Source organism: Lysobacter capsici, from assembly GCF_018732085.1.
Lineage (GTDB): Bacteria > Pseudomonadota > Gammaproteobacteria > Xanthomonadales > Xanthomonadaceae > Lysobacter > Lysobacter capsici_A.
Map to the genome: position 1 here is coordinate 1,507,197 of NZ_CP076103.1, position 22,485 is coordinate 1,529,681.

A 22,485-nucleotide genomic window follows, 5' to 3' on the forward strand; every position below is an offset into this window, starting at 1 on the left:
GGCTGGGTTCGAGCGCGTCGGACTCGCGCTGCTGCGGTTCGGTCGGCGCGTGCGGACCGGCGCCATGGGATGAGGTCGTGCTCACGATTCGCCGCGCTCCAGGAAGTTGCTGTGCCGTGCGATGAAGGCCGCGGCCGGGTCGAGCCCTTTCATGCGCAGGCTGTGCAGGCGCGTGGCCGCTTCGGTCAACACCGCGAGGTTGCGGCCGGGCATGACCGGCAGGGTGATCATCGGCACATCCAGATCGAGCACCCGGCGCAGGCCGCTGTCGCCGGTGAGGCGCTCCATGCCGGCCGGTTTCGGTTCGCTCATCGGCTTGGTCAGGTGCACGATCAGGCGCAGGTACTTGTTGTTCTTGACCGCGGTGTCGCCGAACATCTGGCGGATATTGAGCACGCCCAGGCCGCGAACTTCCAGCAGGTCCTGCAGCATGTCCGGGCAGGTGCCGTCGAGCACGTCGGGGGCGATCTGGGTGAATTCGGGCGCGTCGTCGGCGACGAGGCGATGCCCGCGCGTCACCAATTCCAGCGCCAGTTCGCTCTTGCCCGATCCCGATTCGCCGGTGATCAGCACCCCGATCGAATAGATCTCCATGAACACGCCATGCAGGGTGATCTGTGGCGCCAGCGCACGGGCCAGGTGGTATTGCAGGTGATTGAGCAGCTCGTGGCCGCGCCGCGGCGACACCCACAGCGGCGTGTCGGTTTCCTCCGCGGCGATGCGCAGGTCCTCGGGGCAGGGCTGGTCCTTGCTGATGACCAGCGCCAGCGGCCGGAACTGGATGATCTTCTCGATCGTTTCCCAGCGCAGCCGCGAATCCAGCCCGTCGAGCCAGGTCAGCTCCTCGGTGCCGAGGATCTGGACCTTGTTCGGGTAGATCGCATTGAGATAACCGGCCAGCGACGGCCGTCGCGCGACCGTATTAACCGCCTCGACCAGCCGCCCGTCGCCGCGTTGGCCGGCCAACCAGCGCAGCGCCAGGCGGTCGCGCTGCTGTTCGAACAGTTCGCCTGCACGGATGCTTTTGCTCATGGGGGAAGTTTACGAGCAAAGGGCGGTGGTGTCGCACTGGGGCGCTGCCCGTATGCGTTAGCGCTGCCCACTTTGTAAAAGGGGGGGGGGCGAGCGCCCGGGGGGCGAAGTCGAGTCGATACCTCAGCGCGGGGGATTCGCTTTTGCTTTCGGGTGAGTGGCTAAGCAAGAGCAAAAGCAAAAGCAAAAGCAAAAGCAAAAGCAAAAGCAAAAGCAAAAGCAAATCCCCCCTGGCCCCCCTTTTTCAAAGGGGGGAATCGGTAGGCGGGGGCGAAGCGATTTGGTGGCAGGAAGAAGAACCGGTACGTCATTTCGCGCTGCGATGCACGCCAACGCTTCGCCGCTCGTGCGCGCTACTCATGCCCACTTTGTAAAAGGGGGCGAGCGCCCGGCGCAGGTTCGAAGTCGAGCGGTTCCTCAGCGCGGGGGATTCGCTTTTGCTCTTCGAACAGTCGCCGGGCAAGTGCAAAAGCAAAGGGGCTGTCCTAGATAAGAATTCGATCTAGGATGAGAAATGGCGATAAGTCGCTGTCGGATAAGGAAAAAAGACCAACTCAGGCTGGTCGAGTTGTTCGTGGCCCAAGCGACCGCCCGTACCGCGGCCGACCTGGTGGGAATTCATCGCAACTCCGCTGCGCTGTACTTCCACAAGCTGCGCCAATGCATTGCCGCTCAGATGGCCGAAGTCGAGCCGGAAATGGCGGTCTTCGAGTGCGACGAGAGTTACTTCGGCGGAGCGCGTAAAGGCAAGCGAGGACGAGGCGCCGCGGGCAAGGTCTGCGTGTTCGGCATCCTCAAGCGCGACGGCAAGGTGTATGCCTTGCCGATTGCCGACACCCGCAGCCAGACCTTGCTGACGGCCTTAAAAACCCGGGTTTTGGCCCATTCGGTGGTCTACACCGATCACCTGGCCAGCTACAACATCCTGGATGTGTCGGGCTTCAAGCATCGCCGGGTGAATCACCGGCATGAGTTCGTGACCCGTCGTGGGAACCACATCAATGGCATCGAGAACTTCTGGAATCAGTCCAAGCGGATCTTGCGCAAGTACAACGGCATTCCGCGCAAGAATTTCTTCTTGTTCCTGAAAGAGTGCGAGTTCCGTTTCAACTATGGGACGCCCCGTCAGCAGCTCAACACGCTGCGGGACTGGGTTGGGCTATAACCCTTATCTAGGACAGCCCCAAAGCGAATCCCCCTTGGCCCCCTTTTACAAAGGGGGGGTCGACAGGTGGGGACGAGGCGATCTTGTCGAGCGTTGAGCTGCCTGCAACTCAAGCCGCGCTGCGCCGGCAATAATCGAGCAACCGATAACTCAACTCGGCCAAGTCCGGCGCGGCGCGCAGTCGGTCGCGGAACGCCTCGTCGGCGAAGCGTTCGGCCAGTTCGGCCAGCAGTTGCAGATGCTGCTGCACGTGATGCTCGGGCACCGCCATCGCCAGCACCAGGTCCACCGGCTGGCCGTCGGTCGCGCCGAAGTCCACCGGTTGCGCGAGCCGCAAAAAGGCCGCACGGCTGTGTTCGAACAGCGGCGTGCGGCCGTGTGGGATGGCCACGCCATGGCCTATCGCGGTACTGGCCAGTGTTTCGCGTTCCTGCAAGCCTTGGCTGAGCGCGGCGGTCATCCGTGGATGGCCTTCGCAAAGCAGATGCGCGGCGGTATCAAGCACTGCATTGCGATCGCCGGGGTGTTCCAGGATGACAACGCGCTGTGCGCTCAACAATTCGTAAAGCGGCATGGCGGTGTGCTTGAGTGGCTGGCGGAAAGCGGGCGCGGAAGGACGGGAAGGGTCAGCCGAATTCGCCGCTGCGGGCGAGGCTTTCGCCGCGATGGTGATCGACCTGCTTGCTCTTGTGCTTCATCAATGCGCGGTCGAGCTTGTCGGCGAGCAGATCGATGGCGGCGTACATGTCGATGGTGGCGGCGTCGCAGTGCAGGGTGCGTCCGGCGATCAGGACGGTGGCTTCGGCTCGATGGTCGGGCTTGTCGAGGCTGAGCTGGATTCGCACGTCGAAGGGTTGGTCGTAGTGGCGTTGCAGACGGGCCAGCTTGGTTTCAACGTAATCACGCAGCGGAGCGGTGACTTCAATCTGCTGGCCGTGGGTTTCGATACGCATCGGGGACCTCCTTCACGTCGCGGGTGAATGCAGAAACGTGTTCCGACCGGTCTTGCCGGACCGAAACGGAACCGGGTGACGCCCTGACCGCGAATAACCGACCAGGGAGTCCAGCATCGCATGCTGAGCCTGCGGCGCAAGGGGCTGGGTTAGGCCTTTGGTCTTATCCCGGGCGGAAATGCTTGATCGGCCAAGTATTTCCACGAGATGTAAAAGTTTCGCAATGGCTCAAGTCGGCAAGGCCGGAGGTTTGCGCGGGGCCGGTGAGATCGGGTGAGTGAGCGCTGCAGCCCTTGGCGGATAAAGATTGCGCAGTTTTTCGCCGCACGCGCGACAACGGCCAAGCGCGAAAGACGCAAGGCCCGCTCGGCGGGATATCCCGATGGGTTGGCGTTAGGGATGCGCGAAAACGGTCGCGCGCGGTGGCCTCAGGCCATGCGCACGCGATCTTGCGAGGACGGAATGCTCATCGCTTCGCGGTACTTGGCGACGGTGCGGCGCGCGACCGGCACGCCGGTGGCCTTCAAGGTTTCGGCCAGGCGCGCGTCGGACAGCGGCTTGCGCGGATTCTCCGCTTCGATCAGGCGCCGGATCATCGCCTGGATCGCGGTGCTGGACGCTTCGCCGCCGGACCCGGTGTCGATGCCCGAGGCGAAGAACGCGCGCAGCGGCATGGTGCCGCGCGGGGTGCGCGCGTACTTGCGCGCGATCGCGCGCGAGACCGTGGATTCGTGCAGGCCGACTTCGTTGGCGACTTCGCGCAAGGTCAGCGGCCGCAATGCGCTGTCGCCGAATTCAAGGAACGCGGCCTGTTGCTTGAGCAGGCAGCGCGCCACTTTCAGCAAGGTATCGCCGCGCGCTTCCAGGCTTTTGAGCAGCCAGCGCGCTTCCTGCAGATGGCCGCGCAGGTAACTCGCGTCGGACGCGCTGGCGTGGCGGATCATGCCTTCGTAGCCGCGATGGATCGAAATGCGCGGACGCATCGCATCCGACAAGGCGACCCGCCACAGGCCCTGCTGACGCCAGATCACCACGTCGGGCGTGACGTAGGTGTCGGTGGAAATCGCGCCCATCTGCGCGCCCGGACGCGGGTCGAGCGAGCGCAGCAACTGCACCGCGGTGTCGACCTGGGCGGTGTCGAGCTTGAGTTCGTTGGCCAGCCCGGCCACGCCGACGCGCGGCAGGCGCTCGAGCGGGCCGCTGGCGATCTGCGCGGCCAGCGCCTTGCCCGGCGTGTCGTCGGGCAAGGTGCCCAGTTGCAGGTTGAGGCATTCGCCGAGCGAACGCGCGGCCACGCCGACCGGATCGAAGCGCTGCACCTGATGCAACACGGTGGCGACTTCGTCTTCGCCGACACTGAGCTCCGGCGCGAGCGAGGCGGCGATCGCGTCGAGCGGTTCGCGCAGGTAACCGTCGTCGTCGATCGCCTCGATCAGCGCCACGCCGATGCTGCGGTCGCGCTGCGACAGCGGGCTCAGGTGCAATTGCCACAGCAGGTGATCGAGCAGGGTCTCGGCGTCGGCGACCTGTTCGGCCGCGGGCGAGTCTTCGTCGTGATCGGACGGGCCGACCCGTTCGTACCAGGTCTCGCCGTCGTCCAGGGTCCACTCGGGTTCGGCGACCGGCGCCTCGGTGCTGCTGCCGGCCTCGCTGCCGCCGCCTTCCTCGCCGCTGGGCACGACCACGCGCGGCTCGTCCTCGGCCGCGGACGGCTCGGTCCAGTCGAGCAGCGGGTTGCTTTCCACGGCGGTGGCGAGCTCGGCCTCCAGTTCCACGGCCGACAATTGCAACAGGCGGATCGCCTGCCGCAATTGCGGCGTCATCACCAGCTGTTGTCCGAGTGAGGCTTGGAGGCGGGGCTTCATCATCGATTGCAGACGCGACCTGAATAGGCGACCTGAGACGGCGGCCGAGTCGCGCGTCGCGGGCGTCGTTACGCGCCCGGCAACCAACAGGTTACAAGCGGAACGTTTCGCCCAGGTAGACGCGACGGACATCGGGATTGGCCAGCAGCGCGTCCGGAGCCCCCTGCGCGAGCACGCCGCCGTCGTTCAGGATATACGCACGATCGCAAATGCCCAAGGTTTCGCGCACGTTGTGGTCGGTGATGAGGACACCGATCCCACGATTCTTGAGGTGGCGCACGATTCGCTGGATCTCGCCGACCGAAATGGGGTCGACACCGGCGAAGGGTTCGTCCAGCAGCATCAGGCGCGGGCGTGCAGCCAAAGCGCGCGCGATTTCCACACGACGGCGTTCGCCGCCGGACAGGCTGGCGCCGAGCTGGTCGGCGACATGGGTCACCTGCAGTTCGTCCATCAGGCTGCCCAGTTCGCGTTCGATGCCGGCGCGGTCGAGGTCGTCGCGCAGTTCCAGCACCAAGCGCAGGTTGTCGGCGACGCTGAGCTTGCGGAACACGGAGGGTTCCTGCGGCAGATAACCCACGCCGTACTTGGCGCGCGCGTACATCGGCTCGGCGGTGATGTCCTTGCCGTCGAGCACGATCGAGCCGGCATCGGCCGGCACCAGGCCGACGATCATGTAGAAGCAGGTGGTCTTGCCGGCGCCGTTGGGGCCGAGCAGGCCGACCACTTCGCCGGCGTCGAGGGTCAGGCCGAAGTCGCGCACGACTTCGCGCTGGCGGTAGGCCTTGCGCAGGCCTTGAGCGACCAGCATCAGCCGCCTCCCTTGGCCGGCGCGGCGGTCTTGCTCTTGGGCTGCAGGCGCATGTTGACGCGGCCGCCGGTGCCGCCGCTCTCGATCTGGCCGGTCTTGGAGTTGTAGACGATGCGTTCGCTCTTGATCGTGTCGCCGGCTTTGTCGACGAAGGCATTGCCGGTCAGGATGATGATCTCCTTGGGCATGTCGTAGTCGACCTTGTTGGCGCGACCGGCGAACGGCGAACCGTCGTCGAGCTGTTGCTTGATGGTGACCTGCGAGCCGGTCATGGTCACGTAGGTGACCTCGCCGTTGCTGCGCTTGAGGTCGGCCTTGGCGGCGTTGATGACCAGGGTGCCCTGGACGATCTTGACGTTGCCGGTCATCACGCACGGCGCGGTGTCGTTGCTGACCGAGCAGTTGCTGCTGTCGGCATCGATGTCGGTGGGCTGATTGCGATCCGAGGAGCGCGCGAGCGCGGCCGCCGGCGCCAGTGCTACGGCGACCAGGCACAGCGCCAGCAAATTAGCGAGCTTTCGCTTCATAGCGGACCTTGACGTTGGGAATGATGACGTTCTTGGTTTCGAGATCGGCCTGCAATCCCGAGCCGTTCATTATAATGCCCGGCTGGATCATCTTGACCGGAACGGCCGAGGTGGCCTTGTTCGCGTCGGGGAACACGTTCAGTTCCTCGCTGGTGATGTTGATCGGCTTGCCTTCGGCGTTGGTGCTGTCGGCATGGACCTGGCCGCGCAGGCGCACTTCGTCGGCCTCGGCGCTGACCCAGCCGCGCTGCGACTTGACTTCCCACGGCCCGCCGTTGGCGCCGGGCTTGGCCGGGATCAGGAACACCGGCGTGGTGATGTCCATGGTCTTGACGTTGGGGTCGCGGGTCAGCTTCGGCGCGCGCAGGGTGAACGATTCCTTGCCCAGCTTGTCGAGCACGACCACTTCGAAATCGTTGAGCACGTAGTCCGGGCGCGCGCTGGCCGGGCCGGAGACTGGTTTTTCGCGTTGCGACCACAGCGCCCAGCCGCTGAGCGCGGCGGCGGCGAGCAGGATCAGGGTGAGCATGCCGCGCCAGCTCATCCCAGCGCTCCGGCCAGGGCGTCTTCGGCGTGACCTTGCGCGGCCAGCAGCAGATCGCACAGTTCGCGCGCCGCGCCTTCACCGCCGCGCGCCACCGTGCGCCAGTGGACCCGCTCGCGCACCCACGCATGCGCGTTGGCCGGCGCGACCGCCAGGCCGACGTGCGGCAGGATCCGCAGGTCGGCGAGGTCGTCGCCCATGAAGGCGACCTGTTCCAGCGTGAGCCCCAGGCTTTCGGCGATCAGCTTGACGCAGACCAGCTTGTCCTTGACGTCGCCGTGCGAGGTCGCGCCGAGTTCGGCGGCGCGGTGGGCGGCGATGGCGCCGCCGCGCGCGGTCACGAAATGCACGGCGATGCCGACCTTGCGCAGCAGCGCCAGGCCCTGGCCGTCCTGGACGTGGAAGCTCTTGTATTCGCGTCCGGTGCTGTCGAAGGTCAGCCGCCCGTCGGTCAAGGTGCCGTCGACGTCGAAGCAGGCCAGCCGGATGCGCTGCGCGCGTTCGCGGATGGCGGCGGGGTAGTCGTTTAGGTGGCTGTAGGGCACTGGGTTCGGGAATAGGGAATGGGGAGTAGGGAATCGGAGAGCGTTTGCCGGCGAGCGGAGAGATCGCGAGGAACCGCTGTCCGATTCCCGATTCCCCAATCCCGGCCCTTAAACCACTCTGGCCCGCAACAAGTCGTGAATGTTCAGGGCACCGACCACGCGGCGTTCAGTGTCCACGACCAGCAGGCCGCTGATCTTGTGCGTTTCCATGATCTGCGCCGCTTCGGCGGCGAGCGCGTCGGCGCCGATGGTCTTGGGCGAGCGGGTCATGACCTCATTGATGCGGGTCGTGCGCAGGTCCACGCCGGGGTCGTCGAGGGTGCGGCGCAAGTCGCCGTCGGTGTACAGGCCGATCAGGCGCCGCGCATCGTCGACCACCGCGGTCATGCCCAGGCGCTTGCGGCTCATCTCGACCAGGGCCTCGCTGACGCTGGCGTCGGCGCCGACCGTCGGCACCTCGTCGCCGGCGTGCATGACGTCGGTGATGTGCAGCAGCAGGCGCCGGCCGAGCGCGCCGGCGGGGTGCGAACGGGCGAAGTCGTCGGCGGTGAAGCCGCGTGCCTCGAGCAGCGCGACCGCGATCGCGTCGCCCATCGCCAGCGAGGCGGTGGTGCTGGAGGTCGGCGCGAGCGCCAGCGGGCAGGCTTCGGCCGGGACGCTGACGTCGAGATGGACGTCGGATTCGCGGCCCAGGGTCGACTGCGGCCGCCCGGTCATGCCGATCACCGCATTGCCCTGGCGCTTGAGCACCGGCAGCAGCATCAGCACTTCGTCGCTCTCGCCCGAGTAGGACAGGGCCAGGACCACGTCGGTGTCGGTGATCATGCCCAGGTCGCCGTGGCCGGCTTCGCCCGGGTGGACGTAGAACGAGGGCGTGCCCGTCGAGGCCAGGGTCGCGGCGATCTTGCGCGCGATGTGGCCCGACTTGCCCATTCCGGTGCAGACCACGCGGCCTTTGGCACGCAGAATCAGCTTGCAGGCAGCAGTGAAATCACCGTCGATGCGCGCGGCGACCGCGGCCAGGGCCTGCCCCTCGATCTCGAACACGCGCCGGCCGCTGACGGCCAGGCCGGCCTCGGTGGCGCCGCTGGGATCGAGCAGGGACGGTGCGGGACTGATCATAGAAATCGCCGTTTCGAAGGTCGCCATTTCGGACCGGAGGGCTTTCCGCTAGGCTAATCCGTCAATTCTAAGCGGTTCGCCCGTCCAGCGCCGTGCCCCACGGCAGATCCGCGCCGGACCGGGGCATCGCCCATTCAGCCGGCTTCCGTCCCGTCCAGCGCGTCTGTGCCGGCCGGCTCGCCGCTCCGCCCACCGTCCGGCCCCGCCGGTACGTCAGTACAAAGGCTCCCGATACGTGAACGCCGAAACCATCCGCACCCTGATCGAAAACGGCCTGCCCGGCGCGCAAGCGCGGGTCCAGGGCGACGACGGCGTCCATTTCGAGGCCACGGTCGTGGCCGAAGCCTTCCGCGGCAAGCTGCCGCTGGCCCGCCACCGCCTGGTCTACGCGACCCTGGGCGAGCGCATGGGCGGCGAGATTCATGCTTTGGCGTTGAAGACGTTGACGCCGGAAGAAGCCGGGAATCGGGAATAGGGAATCGGGAATCGGCTTCGTCGCTTCTCCGACTTCACCGCGACCTCATTCAACCTGATCGATCCGCTTTTACCATTCCCGATTCTCCATTCCCCATTCCCGGCTCCCAAACAATGCAAAAAATCGTGGTCGAAGGCGGCCAGCCGCTCAACGGCGAAGTCCAGATTTCCGGTGCCAAGAACGCCGTCCTGCCGATTCTGTGCGCGACCTTGCTGGCCGACGCGCCGGTGACGATCCGCAACGTGCCGCGCCTGCACGACGTGCTGACCACGGCCAAGCTGCTGGGCGAACTCGGCGCCGGCGTGACCAGCGAGGGCGCGACGATCACGGTCGATCCGACCACGGTCAACAGCCATGTCGCCCCGTACGAACTGGTCAAGACCATGCGCGCCTCGGTGCTGGTGCTCGGCCCGTTGCTGGCCAAGTACGGCCAGGCCGAAGTGTCGCTGCCCGGCGGCTGCGCGATCGGTTCGCGTCCGGTCGACCAGCACATCAAGGGCCTGCAGGCGCTCGGCGCCGAGATCTCGGTCGAGAACGGCTACATCAAGGCTCATCGCAACGGCCGCCTGAAGGGCGCGCGCTTCGTCTTCGACGTGGTGAGCGTGACCGGCACCGAGAACGTGCTCATGGCCGCGGCGCTGGCCGAGGGCACCAGCGTGATCGAGAACGCGGCGATGGAGCCGGAAGTCGTCGATCTGGCCGATTGCCTCAACGCGCTCGGCGCCAACATCGAGCACGCCGGCAGCGGCCGGATCATCGTTCACGGCGTGGAAAAATTGCACGGCGGCAGCCACGACGTGCTGCCCGACCGCATCGAAACCGGCACCTTCCTGGTCGCCGCGGCGATGACCGGCGGCCGCGTCACCACCACCCGCAGCCGCGCCGACACGCTCGATTCGGTGCTGGACAAACTGCGCGACGCCGGCGCTACGATCGAAGTCGACGGCGATCGCATCACCCTGGACATGGGCGGCCGCCGCGTGCGCGCGGTGGACCTGGTGACCGCGCCGTACCCGGCGTTCCCGACCGACATGCAGGCGCAATTCATGGCGCTCAACTGCATCGCCGAGGGCGTGGGCGTGATCAACGAGACGATCTTCGAAAACCGTTTCATGCACGTCAACGAACTGCTGCGCCTGGGCGCCGACATCCGCGTCGACGGTCATACCGCGGTGATCCGCGGCGCCGCCAGGCTCAGCGGCGCGCCGGTGATGGCGACCGACCTGCGCGCTTCGGCCTCGCTGATTTTGGCCGGCCTGGTGGCGCAGGGCGAGACCACGATTGATCGCATCTACCACCTCGATCGCGGTTACGAGAACATCGAGGAGAAGCTGTCGGGGTTGGGTGCGAAGATTCGGCGCGTGGGTTGATGCCGCGCGACACGCGCGACAACCACCCTTGTGCGTAATCTTCCCTCTCCCGCTTGCGGGAGAGGGCTAGGGTGAGGGCGCTCTTGCTTTAGAAACGGCGACAGCATTCGTGCCTGCGGCGCTCATTCCCTCACCCCGACCCTCTCAGCTCTGCACTTCATTCGGTCGCCGCAAACGGTAGAGGGAGCCTGTAGCTCGCTTGCTTGGGTGAGCGCTGATGTGATTGAGCGGACCTGCGTTTGCGCCAATAAAAAAGCCCCGCGACTGCGGGGCTTTTTGTTTCCAGCGTGCATCGACGGCAAGCATCGACTATCTGCGGCGACAAGCGCCGATCAACGCACCGCCTGCACCCGCAGATCGATCGCATCGCTGCCGTTCTCGCGCTGCAGGATGCGCGCCGGCACCGGCATGCCTGGCACGACCCAGGCGATGGTTTCCTTGTCGCCGTTCTTGCTCGAGACCTTGGTCGCCTGCTGCGACTTGCCGCCGACCGTGATCGCTTCCTTGCCGACCACCGTGTAGCTCAGTTCCTTGACCCGGCCGTCCTCGACCATGCGGTAGCTCATCGGCTTGCCGGCGTTGGCGTCGCGCACCAGGGCCAGGTTGATCAGCAGCGCGTCGAGGTCGCCGCTCTGCAATTTGATCGGGCCGGCGCGCTCGGGCTTGATGTCGCCGGTCCAGGTCGCCACGCTGCGCGACCAGTCGTAGCTGGCGTTGATGGCCTTCTTCTTGGTCAGCACCTTGCTCGAATCGCTGCCGCTGACCGGGCGCAACTGGCCGTTGCTGTCCTCGAACACGGTCGACTGCTGCAGGTCGGCCAGCGGGCTGGTGATCGACAGGCTGTACTTCCAGCGGTTGCCCTCGGCGGCGACGGTCATGCGGCCGTTGCCCTGCATGCCCATGTAGCTGGCCGAGTAGTCGGCGCTGAACGGCTTGACCGCGAGCGCGGGCGCGCTGACGACGGCCAGGGCCGCGGCGAGCACGGCCAGGCCGGTCTTGAAGGTGCGGGCCTTTACGGTGCGGTCGGTGGTGTGGCTCATGATCCGTTGACTCCTTTGTATTCGACCAGGCGCAAATCGTAGGTGTCCTGGCCATCTTCGCGCTGCAGGATGCGCACGGGGGTGGGAACGCCGTCGACCACCCAAATGGATGTTTCCTCGTTGCCGCTCTGCACGCGGTTGACGCGCATCGCGTTGAAGCTCATATCGTCGACCTTGACGCCTTCCAGGTCCTGGCTCACCAGGTATTGATGGGGGCGCAGGCGGCCGGAATCCACGAACCGGTAATTCAAGGTCTTGCCGGGCTGGGCGTCGCGGACCACCGCCAGGTTGATCAGCAGGCCGCTCATGTCGCCGTCCTGCAGCGCGATCGGCTTGCGCCGGTGCTCCTTGATGTCGCCGGTCCATTGCGCCGCATGCTGGGTCCAGTCGTAGTTGCCGGTGATGATCCGCTTGGAGAACAACACCTTGCGCACCATGGTCTGGCTTAGCGGCCGGTAGGTCTCGCCGACCAGGTCGAACAGCGTGCTCTGCTGCGCGGCCGCGCCGGTCAGGCCCATCATGCCGTGCTCGGCGCGGATGTCGAGGTCGATGCGCCAGTGGCCGCCTTCGGGCTTGACCTGCATGGTCGCGTCGCCGAGCGCCTTGCCGCCGTTGAAGACTTGGTAGTTGGCCACGAACGGCTCGAGCGCGAACGCGCTGCCGGGAAGGGCCGCGCCGGTCAGCGTGGCCAGGAACAGGGGCAGGAGGGACTTCATGACGACGCGGGCGAGTCCTGGGGCGCGCTAGGCGCAAGGGTAGGAATGCGGTGTGGAACCCGACGTATTCGGCGCACGGGCCGCGGCGTTCAGGCCGCGATGCCGGTCGCCGGATGGGTCAATCGGCCGGCGAAATCTAAACGCAGCGGCGTAAATAGCGGATGACCGTCGAGGGCCACGGTTGCGCCGTGTTCAGCCAGGCGGCCGCCGACGGCCAGTCTCATCACCGCCAGCAACAAGGGATGCTCCACACCCAGTACACGCGCCGACAAGGATTCGGCGGTATCGCCGGCATCGATCGTGACCACGGCGTGTGCGATCACGCCGCCGGCATCGAGCTCGGGGATCACGAAATGCACGCTTGCGCCGTGTTCGCGCTCGCCTTCCTCGATCGCCCGCGCATGGGTGTGCAGGCCGCGGAACTTGGGCAGCAGCGAGGGGTGGATGTTGATCGTGCGGCCGCGGAAGCGTTCGACGAACGCGGTGCCGAGGATGCGCAGGTAGCCGGCACACAAAATCCAGTCCGGACGCACGGCCGCGACCGCTTGCGCGAGATCGGCGTCGAAGGCCTCGCGGTTGGGGTAGGCCTTGGGGCTGGCCGACCAGCGTAGCGGCGGCGCGACCCGTTGCAGGGCGGCCGCGCCGGGTTTGTCGGAGAACACGCCGACCACTTCGGCCGCGAGGGTGCCGGCGGCGATGGCGTCGAGCACGGCCTGCAGGTTGCTGCCGCGGCCCGATGCGAGGACGGCGATGCGGGGGAGCGGCTGGGGCATGCGGGCCGGACGATGGGGCGGAGCTGCATTTTAGGCGATCTGGGTCGCGCGGATGCCGGCCCTCACCCCAACCCCTCTCCCGCAAGCGGGAGAGGGGCTTAAGCCGGGCGATCGGGTTTTGGCTTTTCTCCCTCTCCCGCTTGTGGGAGAGGGTTGGGGTGAGGGCAAGCGGCAGGCTGGCGCAAGCGTTTCTCCCAAACTCGTTCAACCCGAACTCGTCGTCAGAACTTCGCCTCCACCGAAACGAACCACTGCCGCGGCGCGCCGGTCAGCAAGGTCTGGAACGTCCCTTTCGGATCGTAATCGCGAAACCCGTTGCTGCCGAGCGTGGCGATGTAGGTCTTGTCGAGCAGGTTGTAGACATTGAGCCCCACCCGCAGCGATTGGATCTGGCCGACGTCCTTGCGCTGCCAACTCACTCCCGCGTCCCACAGCCAGAACGCGTCGGTGCCGGCGTCGTTGCTGTAGGTGTAGTAACGCTGGCCGGTGTACTTGCCGCCCAGGCGCAACTCGACCTCGCCCACGCCGTAGCTCACTTCGGTCGCGAACAACTGCTTCGGCGTATCCACCATCTGCTTGCCGCGCACCTCGACCAGCTTGCCGCTGCTCAGATAATTCGAGCGGTACTGCGAATCGTTGTAGGCGTAGCTGGCGAGCCAGCGGAACTGCGCGGTCGGCGTCCACACGAAGGCGAATTCGCCGCCGAGCGTGCGCGCCTTGCCGACGTTGGCGAACTGGTTCGGGCAGCTGACCACGCCGGGGCAGGGCACGATCACCAGTTGGCGATTGTCGAAATTGACGCCGTACAACGTGCTCGACACCTGGTAATGGTCGTCGCCGTAACGCCAGCCCAGCTCCAGGGTCTTGGACTGTTCGGGCTTGGCGCTGGCGCGGCTGAGGTCGAACGACGCCTGGGTCAGCGACCACGCGCCGTTGACGCCGGGCCGGAACGCGGCCTGGTTTTCGGCGTAGTTGGCGAACACGTCGCTGTGTTCGTTCAAGCTCCAGGCCACGCCGAGCTGCGGCAGGAAACTGTCGCGTGCGCTCAACCTGCCCCCGGCGCGCCCGGGGACCACGACGGTGCCGTCGGTGACCACGTCCTGGCCCTTGAAGCCGGCGCTGACGGTCAGGCGTTCGTCGAACCAGCGCATCGTGTCCTGCACGAACCACTGGCGGGTGCGGGTGTCGAAGCGTTGGCGGAACAGGCGCTGGGCGAATTCGGACCGATCGAAGAAACGCTCATCGTCGATCGGCCCGTCGATGTTGACGAAACTGCGGCCGGCGCCGTGCACGCTGTCTTCGAACCACACGCCGCCTTCGAGGGTGTGGTGTTCCAACTGATAGGTCGCGCGCGCGTTCACGCCGCTGCGTTCGATGTCGTAACTGGTGATGCGCAGCGCCATCGGAATCGTCGGCGAACTGATGTACGGGGTGAACCAGTGGCCCTGGCCTTCGTTGCGGTGGTAGTAGGCGGTCGCATCCACGCGCAGTTTTTCGCTGAGATCGAATTCGCCCGAGAGGCTGGCCAGATCGTCGTTGCGCAAGCCGCGCGCGAGGTAATACGCGTCGTCCTTGGTGGTCACGCAGCCGCTGAACTTGCCGTTGGCGGCGGCCAGCGCGCGCTGCCAGTTGGGCGCGTAGTTGTCCCAGTCGTAGCCGCAGCGGCGGATCAGGTCGAGCGACAGATCCGGATCGTCGGTTTCGTTGCGGCGCGAGGTCGACAGCCACGCCGCGATGCGGCCGCTGTCCCATTGATACACGGCCTTGCCGTTGAACTGCCGCTGTTCCTGCACGCCGGCGCCTTTCCAGCGGTCGGCCTGACTGTTCATGCCCGACACGTAGGCACTGAAGCCGTTGTGCTCGCCGGTGTCGACGCGGACGAAGGCGCGCATCGTCGCGTTGTCGCCGTAGGCGAAGTTGGTGCGCGCGCCGAACTGGCTTTGCGGATCGGACGAATGCAGCAACAGCGCGCCGCCGAGATTGCTGGTCGAGGGAATGCGCAGCGCGCCGGCGCCCTGGGCGAGTTCGAGTTCGGCGATGTTCTCCGGCAGGATCGCGCGATTGGGCGACAGGCCGTTGTTGTTGGCGTAGCTGTTGTCGCCCAGTGGGATGTCGTCGAGCGCGTAACCGAGTTGGTTCTGGGCGAAGCCGCGGATCGCGATGCGATTGGACCATTCGTAGCTGCCCCACGGATCGGACGATACGAAATGCACGCCGGGCAGTTTTTCCAGCACCTTGACCGGGTTGGTGCCGAGCGCGACGGCCTGCAGTTCGGCCTTGCCGATGCGCTGCACCTGACGGGTTTCGCGATGGCCGACGACCGAGATCGTGTCGAGGGTGGCCGGGTCGCCTGCGCCGCTGTCGAGCGGCGCGCCGCTGGCGGCGAGGCTGGCGGAGGTGGGGGTATCGCTGGCGTGGGGCGCGGCGGCATCGGCGGCCGGCGAGGTTTCGGCTTGCGCGATCGGCGCGAGCGTCGTCATCGACAGCGCGGCGAGCAGGGCCAGCGCCAGGGGCGTGCGGATCGGGGTATTCATCGGGGTCTCGTGCAGTGCGCGCCACGGTGCGGCGTGATGGCGGCATTACAACGGCCGCAGATGAAGGCTTGCGCGCGCGGGACGGACCGCGCGGCGTACCTGTCTAGTGGCTCGTTCGGGGAGGCGGGTTCAGGTTGTTTCGTCAGCTTGGTTCGAACGTCTCCGACCAGTTCCCTCTCCCGCTTGCGGGAGAGGGTTAGGGTGAGGGTGTGCGAGTTGCGGTTGGGGCATCGGCAGCTTTCGTGCCCTCACCCCGGCCCTCTCAGCTCTGCACTTCCTTCGGTCGCCGCAAGCGGGAGAGGGAGACAAGCGGGGCGGTGCAGATGGTGGGAACTCAGTACCGCCGCTCGCCCCGCACCCAGACCGCCTCGACCTGCGGCAACCCATCAACCACGCGTACGCGCAGCAAATCCGCACGCTGCCCCGCAGCCAACTCACCGCGATCGCGATAACCGATCGCCCGCGCCGGCGTACGCGTCACCATCGCCACCGCGCGCGCCAGGCCGATCGATTCCCAGCCGCCAAGCTGGAACGCCGCCAGCAACAAGCTGCCGGGGACGTAATCCGACGACAGCGCATCGAGCACGCCGGCGCGGGCGAGGTCGGCCGCGGCGACGTTGCCGCTGTGCGAACCGCCGCGGACCAGGTTCGGTGCGCCGGCCAACACCTGCAACCCGGCCGCGTGTGCGGCGACCGCGGTGGCGAGGTTGACCGGGAATTCGGCGATGCGGGCATTCGCCTCGACCGCTTCGGCGATGTGGATCAACTCCGAATCGTCGTGGCTCGCCAGCGGCAGTCCGAGTTCGAGCGCCAGGGCGATCACCCGCTGCCGGTTGCTGTCGGCGTGACGGCGTTGCAGCTCCTGCAGATGACGCACGCGCGCATCGAACTGCTCGTCGTCGCGCGCGTTGCCGTGACGCGCGCTGTAGGCGCGATAGCGCTCCAGATCGTGGAACTGGCGCTGGCCCGGGGTGTGATCCATCAGCGACAACAGCCGCAGCGCCGGCGTTGCGAGCAAGGGTTGCAGACGCTCCGCCAGATCGGGGCAGGGCAGTTCGCAGCGCAGATGCACCGCGTGTTCGATGCGCAGGCTGTCCGCGGCGCGCGCATCGGCGAGTGCGGTCAGCACTTGCCGCGGATCGACCGCTTCCTCGGCGTCCTCTTCGCCGACCGAGATCGCGTTGAGCGCGGTGGTGATGCCGGCGGCGAGCAGTTGCGCATCGTGCGCGCGCAGCGCGGCGGCCGGTGGCCAATGTGCGCCGGGACGCGGCAGCAGGTGCTTTTCCAGATTGTCGGTGTGCAGCTCGACCAGGCCGGGCAGCAGGTAATCGCCGTCGCAGTCGATCGCCGCGGCGCGGGCGATCCGGCCTTCGCCGATCTGCGCGATCGCACCGTCGGCGATGCGCAGATGGCCATGCACGACCGCGTCGGGAAGGACTAGGCGAGCGTTGTCCAGCAACAGGTCGGGCATCGCGGCAGGTATCCGGTAGCGGAAGGGCGGGATTTGTCATGGCCGTGCAACGCGCACGCGCTCTCATGGCCACGGGTGCGGTACTCGACCTGTCTAGTCAAGCAAGCGCAGATGGAGGTTGTGTGACAGCCACTGGGTTCAAACACACTGGGTCGAAGCAGGCCGGCCTCAAGCAGGCGCGCCCGGACAAGGCAGGCAACGCTGCGACTGCGTCGGTCGATCCATCCGATGCCGACGCGACGCCCACCGGCCCGATCGAGAGCCTGACCCAACGCGACGCCGCGCAACCGCTGTGGCAGCAGATCGAAACCGCCTTGCTCAAGCAGATCCGCTCCGGCGCGCTCAGCGAAGGCGACCGGCTGCCGTCGGCGTTCGATCTGGCCAAGCGTTTCGGCGTCAACCGCCACACCGTGCGGCGCGCGATCGAAGCGCTGGAGGAACGCGGCTTCCTGCGCACCGAAACCGGACGCGGCAGTTTCGTCCAGGAACACCCGTATCACTACCCGATCGGCCGCCGCACGCGCTTCGGCAAGGCGATGCACGATCTTAACGTCGAAAGCCGTTACCGCCTGATCGAAACCGGCCTGCAGACGCCGCCGCGCCAGGTCGCGCGTTCGCTGGGATTGATCTCGGGCGAACGCGTGCATCGCGTGGTCTATTCCAGCGAAGTCGAGGGACGCACCGTCGATCACAGCGAAGCGTGGTTTCCGGCCTCGCGCTTTCCCGGTCTGGATCGCGTGTTCGCCGAACAGTTGTCGGTGACGCGTACTCTGGCCGAGTTCGGCGTTCACGATTATCTGCGCAAGCACACTTCGGTGATGGCGCGTCTGCCCGGCGCGGAAGTCGCGCGCGTGCTCGGCCAATCGACCCGGCGGCCGGTGCTGTGCGTGCATTCGCTCAATGTCGATGCGCAGGGCGTGCCGGTGCAGTTCGGGGTGACCTCGTTCGCCGGCGATTGGGTGCAGTTGATGGTGATGACCGAAACGTGACAGGTAGCGGCCCGGCCGCGCGCGTTGCGCGGTTTGGGTCACATGCGTGCGCGCAGACGTGGCCTAGGCTCGCGGCTCCTTTCACCGCAGGAGCGTTCCCATGTCCCGTCGCAGTTTGCGTTTCACCACCTTGGCCCTGGCCTGCGCGCTGGCGGCGCCGGCCCTGGCGAAGACGCCCAAGGTGTTGTTCATCGGCACCGACGGTTTTCGCGGCGATGTCTACGGCACGGTCGCCACGCCGAATCTCGATGCGCTGGTCGCCGACGGCTATCTCGGCCGCGAAGGCCTCACCGCCGACACCGCGATCAGCGGCACCGGTTGGTCGTCGCTGTTCACCGGCGTGGAGCGCGACAAGCACGGCGTGTACGACAACAGTTTCAGCGGCAAGAACTACACCGACTGGCCGGACGTGCTCAGCCGCATCGAGTGCGTCGCGCCGAACAAGAACACCGCGGTCGCGCTGGCGTGGTCGCCGCTGGCGACGCAACTGCCGTGGACCGGCGTGGACACGGTCTACGATGCCGGCAGCGACGCCAATGTGCTGAGCAAGGCGCTGCAACTGCTCGGCCAGGCCGCCGGTCCGGACGTGCTGTTGCTCGACTTCAACGAACCCGACGGCGCCGGCCATGCCGGCACCTATTTCAATCGCGATGCGAGCGGCTACACCAATGCGATCCGCGGCATCGATGCTTCGATCGGCAAGCTGATGGCCGCGCTGCGCGCGCGACCCAACTATGCCAACGAAGACTGGCTGATCATCGTCGGCACCGATCACGGCGGTTCGATCCACCACGGCCACAACACGCCGGAAGACCGCAAGACGCTGATCGCCTTCAGCGGCGAGTCGGTGCCCAAGCTCGGTCTGGAGCCGCTGCGCTTGGCGCCGCGCCAGGTCGATGTCGCGCCGAGCATCCTCGCGCATCTGGGATTGGCGATTCCCGCCGGCCTGGACGGCCGGCCGATGCAGCGTCCCGCGCGCGAGGCCGCGCCGGCGTTCGGCGTCGATCTGCTCGCCAACGGCGATGCGGAGTACTCCGTCGGCCGCCAAGATCGCAGCTACGACAGCGATGTTCCGGGCTGGCGCAAGGGCCGCGGTGGGCAGGTGGTCGAGTACGCGCGCTACACGTGGCTGCCGGCGCCGCTGGCCGGCGGCGGTCGCAATGTGTTCATCGGCCGCGATACCGGCAACAGCAATACGCTGAGCCAGCGCGTGGATCTGCGTGGCCTGGATCTGACTCAGGCGCGCTTCAAGCTGTCGGCCGACCTCGGCGCCGCCAGCGGTCATAAGGCGCGGGTGCTGCTGCGTTTCTACGATCTGCGCGGGATGGCGAGTTTCGGCGCCGGCGGCACCGGGCATGTGTTCCGCGGTGGCGATTACTACAAGTACGACATCGCCGCCGATCGCGTCGCCAGCGGTTACCCGCAGCCGATCGCGACGCAGTGGCCGGGGCTGGATCGCTTTGCCGGCGGCGCGCGCGATCTCGACGCGGCGTTCGAGGCCGGCAACGGCAAGGTGTATTTCTTCAAGGACGCGCAATACCTGCGTTACGACCTCGCCGCGGGCGCCGCCGATCCGGGCTATCCCTTGCCGATCGCCGGCAACTGGCCGGGCCTGGAGAAATTCGCCGGCGGCGCGCGCGATCTCGATGCGGCGATGTTCGTCAGCCGCAGCAAGCTGTATTTCTTCAAGGGCGATCAGTACATCCGCTACAACCTCGACAGCGATCGCGCCGATGCCTATTACCCGGCGTATCTGTCGGAAAGCACCTGGCCGGGCACGGGTTACTGGCCGGCGTACTGGTCGGGCGCGTTGAATTTCGCCAGCGGCAAGTCGTATCTGTTCAAGCCGGGCGAGTATCTGCGTTACGACCGCGTGCTCGATCGCGCCGACGCCGGTTATCCGGCCGCGATCAACGCATCGAACTGGCCGGGCCTGCAGGCGCTGTACGCCGGCAGCGCGTTCGAACTCGCGCCGGCCGGCGGCAGCGGCGCGCTGCGCAACTACGAACTCACCGGCGCGGTGCCGAAGGACGCGCAATGGGCGCAGGTCGAAATCCGTTTCGAACACGCCAATGCGAACGGCGACGCGTACGCCGATCGGGTGCGTCTGAGCCTGGAGCGCTGAAGCCGCAACGGGTCCGGATCGGCCCGGTCCGGACCGCTCGCGCAGGCCGTCGCATTGTGACGGCCTGCGCGGATTGGTCGGTCGGGATCGGCGGTCGAATGTGAACAAGCGCAACCCTCGCTTTCGCTCCGCGCCAGGATCGGCAAAGCTGCGCTCTGCGGCAGCCGGGAGCGGGGCGTGGGCGAACACAGGGCGAAGCGTTGGGTGGTTGCGGTGTGGGCAGGGAGTTGGTCGTTGGCGGTGGCGGCGATGGGGCCCGCGGCGAGTGCGGACGTAGCGGCGTCCGGCGCCGGTGCCGCCGCGCCCGTCGATTCGTCGTCGCGCTGCCTGCCCGCGCCCGCCGCGGCGCTGCCCGCGCCGGCGCAATGTCAGCGCCGTTTCGGCATCCAGCCCGGCACCGGCGACGCGTCGGTGCTGGAAACGCTGTACGCGCGCAGCATCGAATTCCAGCATCGCAGCGATTTCGTCCAGGCCTCCGCGGCGCTGGACTGCGCCCAGGCCAGCGCCGGCGGCCGCGCCGGCGGCGCGCTCGAATACGAGCTGCTGCGGCGTCGCGGGGTGATCGATTACCGCAACGAATGCCAGGTCGAGGCGCTGGCCAAGTTCAAGCAGGCGCTGCAACTGGCCCAGCACAGCGAAGACCGCCCGGCGCAGTCGAAGATCTGGAACAACATCGGCTCGACCCTGCGCCGGCTCGGCGATTACCGTGGCGCGCTGCAGGCGCTGATGTCGAGCCTGGAACTGCAGCGCAGCCTGCCCGAACGCGATTCGGGCCCGGCCTTGAACAACATCGCCGATCTATACCGCGACTTCGGCGACACCGACGCCGCGGTGCGTCACTACGATCAGGCGCGCGCCGAGTTCCTGCGCGCCGGCAACACCACCGAAGCGGCGCACGTGCTCGCCAGCCAGGGCGTGCTGGCGCTCGACGCCGGCCAGATCGGCCGCGGCCAGACCCTGCTGGAACAGGCGCGCGGCGAACTCGACAAGGCCGGCGATCGCACCTACCTGCTGCGCGTACACGCCGAACTCGGCCGCGCCGCGATCGCCCGCGGCGACCTGGCCCAGGCCAAGCGCTGGACCGACAGCGGCCTGGCGATCGCCGCACAGGCCGGCACCGCGGTGCCGGCGCCGCTGCAGTTGCAGGCCGCGCGCGGCGACCGCCTGCGCGGGCAGGCGCACGCCGCGCAGGCGCGGGTGCAGACCGCCTTGGCCGCGCTGGCGCCGCAGGACAGCGACCGTCCGGCCTTGCTGGCCGAACTGGCCGACGACTTCGAGGCCCAGGGCGAATGGCCGCGCGCGCTGGCCGCGCTGCGCGATTCCGAAGCCACCGCGCGCGGCCTGCGCGAAGCGCGTTACGACCGCGAGATGAAGTGGCTGCAACTGCGCTTCGAAACCGCCGAGCGCGACCGCACCATCGCCGCGCTGGCCACCGAGAACCAGGTCCGCGCGCTGAGCCTGAAGCAGCGCACCCTGGCGCTGTGGCTGACCGTGGTCTCGGCATTGGCCGCGCTGCTCGGGCTGACCGTGTTCTTCCTGCGCCGCCAGCATCGGGTGCGGGTGGCCGAAGCGGCGCGGCGCGCGCGCCTGGCCGAGGAGGTCGAGTACTACCGCCGCGCCGCCGCCGATCTGGGCGTCGATCGCGCCCGCCTGCAGGCCGCGTTGGACAGCCGCGACGACGCGGTGCTGATCCTGGACGTCGCCGGGCATGTGCTCGCGGCCAACCGCAGCGCCGGCGAATTGCTCCAGCACCCCGGCGCCAGCGCATTGTCGGGACGCGCGTTCGGCGAACTGCTCGACGAATCGGGCGCGCACCGCTTCGCCCAGGCGCTGGAACGGCTGGACGAATCCTCGGCCTCGCAGCGCTTCGACTTCCGCCTCGGCGCCCGGCGCGATGCCCTGAGCGCTCAGCTCAGCGAAAGCGGGCAGGGCGAAGGCCTGATCGTGCTCGGCCTCAAGCCGGCGGCCTCGGCCACCGGCGTCGCCTCGGCCGTGGCCGACGGCGCCGAGCACGAACCGCTGAGCGTGGAAACGCCGGCGCTGGCCGACGACGACGAGCTGCGCCAGTCGTTCCGGCGCGCGCTGGTCGAGCTGATGCTCGCGGTGGTCGAAGCCTGGGAACGCAGCACCGGCCAGGGCCGGCTGGAACTGGCCGAGAAAAGCCGGATCTGGCGGGTCACCGTCGACGACGGCCGCCTGCGCGCGCGTGCGATGGAACGCTATCTGAGCCTGTCCAAGCTGCCGCGGCAACCACGTTGGCGCGACGTGCTGCGTTCGGGCTACTACGTGCTGGCCGAATGCACCCTGGACGAATCGGTGCGCGGCGAGTTGCAGCGCCATGTCGACGCCGTGCTGGCCTATACGCGACGCCACGCGCTGGTGTGAGCGTTCCCTGCCCCGACAGCGGTTGACCCACCAGCGGGTGGCG

The 22,485-nt window shown here is 67.3% G+C and carries 20 protein-coding genes; 6 read left to right on the forward strand and 14 right to left on the reverse strand.

The genetic code is table 11. The features are described from left to right. Positions 1-81 precede the first annotated feature (81 nt). Complete coding sequence (gene hprK, locus KME82_RS06105) at positions 82-1,032, reverse strand: HPr(Ser) kinase/phosphatase (protein WP_036102310.1); 951 nt, start codon at positions 1,030-1,032, stop codon at positions 82-84. 514 nt (positions 1,033-1,546) lie between these two features. Here hprK and KME82_RS06110 point away from each other — a divergent pair. Further along, on the forward strand, positions 1,547-2,197 hold the full coding sequence (locus KME82_RS06110) for an IS1595 family transposase (protein ID WP_215497525.1): 651 nt from the start codon (positions 1,547-1,549) through the stop codon (positions 2,195-2,197). Positions 2,198-2,306: 109 nt separating this feature from the next. Here the strand turns inward: KME82_RS06110 and KME82_RS06115 are convergent, their stop codons facing one another. From KME82_RS06115 to KME82_RS06150, 8 genes are all read right to left on the reverse strand, one after another. Beyond that, positions 2,307-2,771 (reverse strand): PTS sugar transporter subunit IIA, encoded by a 465-nt coding sequence (locus KME82_RS06115; protein WP_215497733.1) that lies wholly within the window; start codon positions 2,769-2,771, stop codon positions 2,307-2,309. Positions 2,772-2,823: 52 nt separating this feature from the next. Beyond that, on the reverse strand, positions 2,824-3,150 hold the full coding sequence (gene hpf / locus KME82_RS06120) for a ribosome hibernation-promoting factor, HPF/YfiA family (protein WP_036102305.1): 327 nt from the start codon (positions 3,148-3,150) through the stop codon (positions 2,824-2,826). A gap of 428 nt (positions 3,151-3,578) precedes the next feature. Next, the gene (locus KME82_RS06125) at positions 3,579-5,015 is read right to left on the reverse strand and encodes an RNA polymerase factor sigma-54 (protein ID WP_215497734.1); all 1,437 of its coding nucleotides are present in this window, start codon (positions 5,013-5,015) and stop codon (positions 3,579-3,581) included. Positions 5,016-5,106: 91 nt separating this feature from the next. Next, a complete protein-coding gene (gene lptB / locus KME82_RS06130; RefSeq protein WP_036102299.1) occupies positions 5,107-5,826 on the reverse strand; it encodes an LPS export ABC transporter ATP-binding protein in 720 nt (239 codons plus the stop codon). Further along, complete coding sequence (lptA, locus tag KME82_RS06135) at positions 5,826-6,353, reverse strand: lipopolysaccharide transport periplasmic protein LptA (protein WP_215497735.1); 528 nt, start codon at positions 6,351-6,353, stop codon at positions 5,826-5,828. Before lptA ends, lptB begins: the two co-directional genes overlap by 1 nt. Then, on the reverse strand, positions 6,334-6,897 hold the full coding sequence (gene lptC / locus KME82_RS06140; RefSeq protein ID WP_215497736.1) for an LPS export ABC transporter periplasmic protein LptC: 564 nt from the start codon (positions 6,895-6,897) through the stop codon (positions 6,334-6,336). Before lptC ends, lptA begins: the two co-directional genes overlap by 20 nt. Continuing rightward, positions 6,894-7,442 carry a KdsC family phosphatase gene (locus KME82_RS06145; RefSeq protein ID WP_215497737.1) on the reverse strand — a complete coding sequence of 183 codons (549 nt, stop codon included), beginning with the start codon at positions 7,440-7,442 and terminating at the stop codon, positions 6,894-6,896. Before KME82_RS06145 ends, lptC begins: the two co-directional genes overlap by 4 nt. A 108-nt stretch (positions 7,443-7,550) precedes the next feature. Continuing rightward, positions 7,551-8,564: a KpsF/GutQ family sugar-phosphate isomerase gene (locus KME82_RS06150; protein ID WP_215497738.1), complete on the reverse strand. Its 1,014-nt coding sequence runs from the start codon at positions 8,562-8,564 to the stop codon at positions 7,551-7,553. Positions 8,565-8,799: 235 nt separating this feature from the next. Between KME82_RS06150 and KME82_RS06155 the strand changes: the two genes are divergently transcribed. Together KME82_RS06155 and murA are read left to right on the forward strand one after the other, a co-directional pair. Beyond that, on the forward strand, positions 8,800-9,039 hold the full coding sequence (locus KME82_RS06155) for a BolA family protein (protein ID WP_046655778.1): 240 nt from the start codon (positions 8,800-8,802) through the stop codon (positions 9,037-9,039). Between the two features lie 113 nt (positions 9,040-9,152). Beyond that, the gene (murA, locus tag KME82_RS06160) at positions 9,153-10,409 is read left to right on the forward strand and encodes a UDP-N-acetylglucosamine 1-carboxyvinyltransferase (RefSeq protein WP_046655779.1); all 1,257 of its coding nucleotides are present in this window, start codon (positions 9,153-9,155) and stop codon (positions 10,407-10,409) included. A gap of 332 nt (positions 10,410-10,741) precedes the next feature. On the opposite strand, the gene KME82_RS06165 is transcribed toward murA, so the two are convergent. From KME82_RS06165 to KME82_RS06185, 5 genes are all read right to left on the reverse strand, one after another. Then, the gene (locus tag KME82_RS06165) at positions 10,742-11,449 is read right to left on the reverse strand and encodes a DUF3108 domain-containing protein (RefSeq protein ID WP_215497739.1); all 708 of its coding nucleotides are present in this window, start codon (positions 11,447-11,449) and stop codon (positions 10,742-10,744) included. Continuing rightward, positions 11,446-12,165 (reverse strand): DUF3108 domain-containing protein, encoded by a 720-nt coding sequence (locus KME82_RS06170; RefSeq protein ID WP_215497740.1) that lies wholly within the window; start codon positions 12,163-12,165, stop codon positions 11,446-11,448. The genes KME82_RS06165 and KME82_RS06170 overlap by 4 nt, the downstream gene beginning before the upstream one ends. An 89-nt stretch (positions 12,166-12,254) precedes the next feature. Next, positions 12,255-12,938: a phosphoribosylglycinamide formyltransferase gene (gene purN / locus KME82_RS06175; RefSeq protein ID WP_215497741.1), complete on the reverse strand. Its 684-nt coding sequence runs from the start codon at positions 12,936-12,938 to the stop codon at positions 12,255-12,257. A gap of 221 nt (positions 12,939-13,159) precedes the next feature. Continuing rightward, on the reverse strand, positions 13,160-15,472 hold the full coding sequence (locus tag KME82_RS06180; RefSeq protein WP_215497742.1) for a TonB-dependent receptor: 2,313 nt from the start codon (positions 15,470-15,472) through the stop codon (positions 13,160-13,162). 334 nt (positions 15,473-15,806) lie between these two features. Then, entirely contained in the window at positions 15,807-16,943 is a 1,137-nt protein-coding gene (locus KME82_RS06185) for an alpha-D-ribose 1-methylphosphonate 5-triphosphate diphosphatase (RefSeq protein WP_215497743.1), read from the reverse strand. Between the two features lie 122 nt (positions 16,944-17,065). On the opposite strand from KME82_RS06185, the gene phnF reads away from it, so the two are divergent. From phnF to KME82_RS06200, 3 genes are all read left to right on the forward strand, one after another. Further along, positions 17,066-17,932 (forward strand): phosphonate metabolism transcriptional regulator PhnF, encoded by an 867-nt coding sequence (phnF, locus tag KME82_RS06190; RefSeq protein ID WP_215497744.1) that lies wholly within the window; start codon positions 17,066-17,068, stop codon positions 17,930-17,932. 100 nt (positions 17,933-18,032) lie between these two features. Further along, positions 18,033-20,057: a hemopexin repeat-containing protein gene (locus KME82_RS06195; RefSeq protein ID WP_215497745.1), complete on the forward strand. Its 2,025-nt coding sequence runs from the start codon at positions 18,033-18,035 to the stop codon at positions 20,055-20,057. A gap of 177 nt (positions 20,058-20,234) precedes the next feature. Further along, positions 20,235-22,442 carry a tetratricopeptide repeat protein gene (locus KME82_RS06200; RefSeq protein ID WP_215497746.1) on the forward strand — a complete coding sequence of 736 codons (2,208 nt, stop codon included), beginning with the start codon at positions 20,235-20,237 and terminating at the stop codon, positions 22,440-22,442. Positions 22,443-22,485: the final 43 nt, after the last annotated feature.

What these genes read in the sequence shown, in the direction of transcription:
- KME82_RS06110 (WP_215497525.1), top strand. Translation starts at nt 1,547, where the DNA reads ATGGCGATAAGTCGCTGTCGGATAAGGAAAAAAGACCAACTCAGGCTG.
- KME82_RS06115 (WP_215497733.1), bottom strand. Translation starts at nt 2,771, where the DNA reads ATGCCGCTTTACGAATTGTTGAGCGCACAGCGCGTTGTCATCCTGGAA.
- hpf (WP_036102305.1), bottom strand. Translation starts at nt 3,150, where the DNA reads ATGCGTATCGAAACCCACGGCCAGCAGATTGAAGTCACCGCTCCGCTG.
- KME82_RS06150 (WP_215497738.1), bottom strand. Translation starts at nt 8,564, where the DNA reads ATGATCAGTCCCGCACCGTCCCTGCTCGATCCCAGCGGCGCCACCGAG.
- lptC (WP_215497736.1), bottom strand. Translation starts at nt 6,897, where the DNA reads ATGAGCTGGCGCGGCATGCTCACCCTGATCCTGCTCGCCGCCGCCGCG.
- KME82_RS06185 (WP_215497743.1), bottom strand. Translation starts at nt 16,943, where the DNA reads ATGCCCGACCTGTTGCTGGACAACGCTCGCCTAGTCCTTCCCGACGCG.
- KME82_RS06170 (WP_215497740.1), bottom strand. Translation starts at nt 12,165, where the DNA reads ATGAAGTCCCTCCTGCCCCTGTTCCTGGCCACGCTGACCGGCGCGGCC.
- lptB (WP_036102299.1), bottom strand. Translation starts at nt 5,826, where the DNA reads ATGCTGGTCGCTCAAGGCCTGCGCAAGGCCTACCGCCAGCGCGAAGTC.
- KME82_RS06180 (WP_215497742.1), bottom strand. Translation starts at nt 15,472, where the DNA reads ATGAATACCCCGATCCGCACGCCCCTGGCGCTGGCCCTGCTCGCCGCG.
- hprK (WP_036102310.1), bottom strand. Translation starts at nt 1,032, where the DNA reads ATGAGCAAAAGCATCCGTGCAGGCGAACTGTTCGAACAGCAGCGCGAC.
- murA (WP_046655779.1), top strand. Translation starts at nt 9,153, where the DNA reads ATGCAAAAAATCGTGGTCGAAGGCGGCCAGCCGCTCAACGGCGAAGTC.
- KME82_RS06125 (WP_215497734.1), bottom strand. Translation starts at nt 5,015, where the DNA reads ATGAAGCCCCGCCTCCAAGCCTCACTCGGACAACAGCTGGTGATGACG.
- lptA (WP_215497735.1), bottom strand. Translation starts at nt 6,353, where the DNA reads ATGAAGCGAAAGCTCGCTAATTTGCTGGCGCTGTGCCTGGTCGCCGTA.
- KME82_RS06195 (WP_215497745.1), top strand. Translation starts at nt 18,033, where the DNA reads ATGTCCCGTCGCAGTTTGCGTTTCACCACCTTGGCCCTGGCCTGCGCG.
- KME82_RS06165 (WP_215497739.1), bottom strand. Translation starts at nt 11,449, where the DNA reads ATGAGCCACACCACCGACCGCACCGTAAAGGCCCGCACCTTCAAGACC.
- purN (WP_215497741.1), bottom strand. Translation starts at nt 12,938, where the DNA reads ATGCCCCAGCCGCTCCCCCGCATCGCCGTCCTCGCATCGGGCCGCGGC.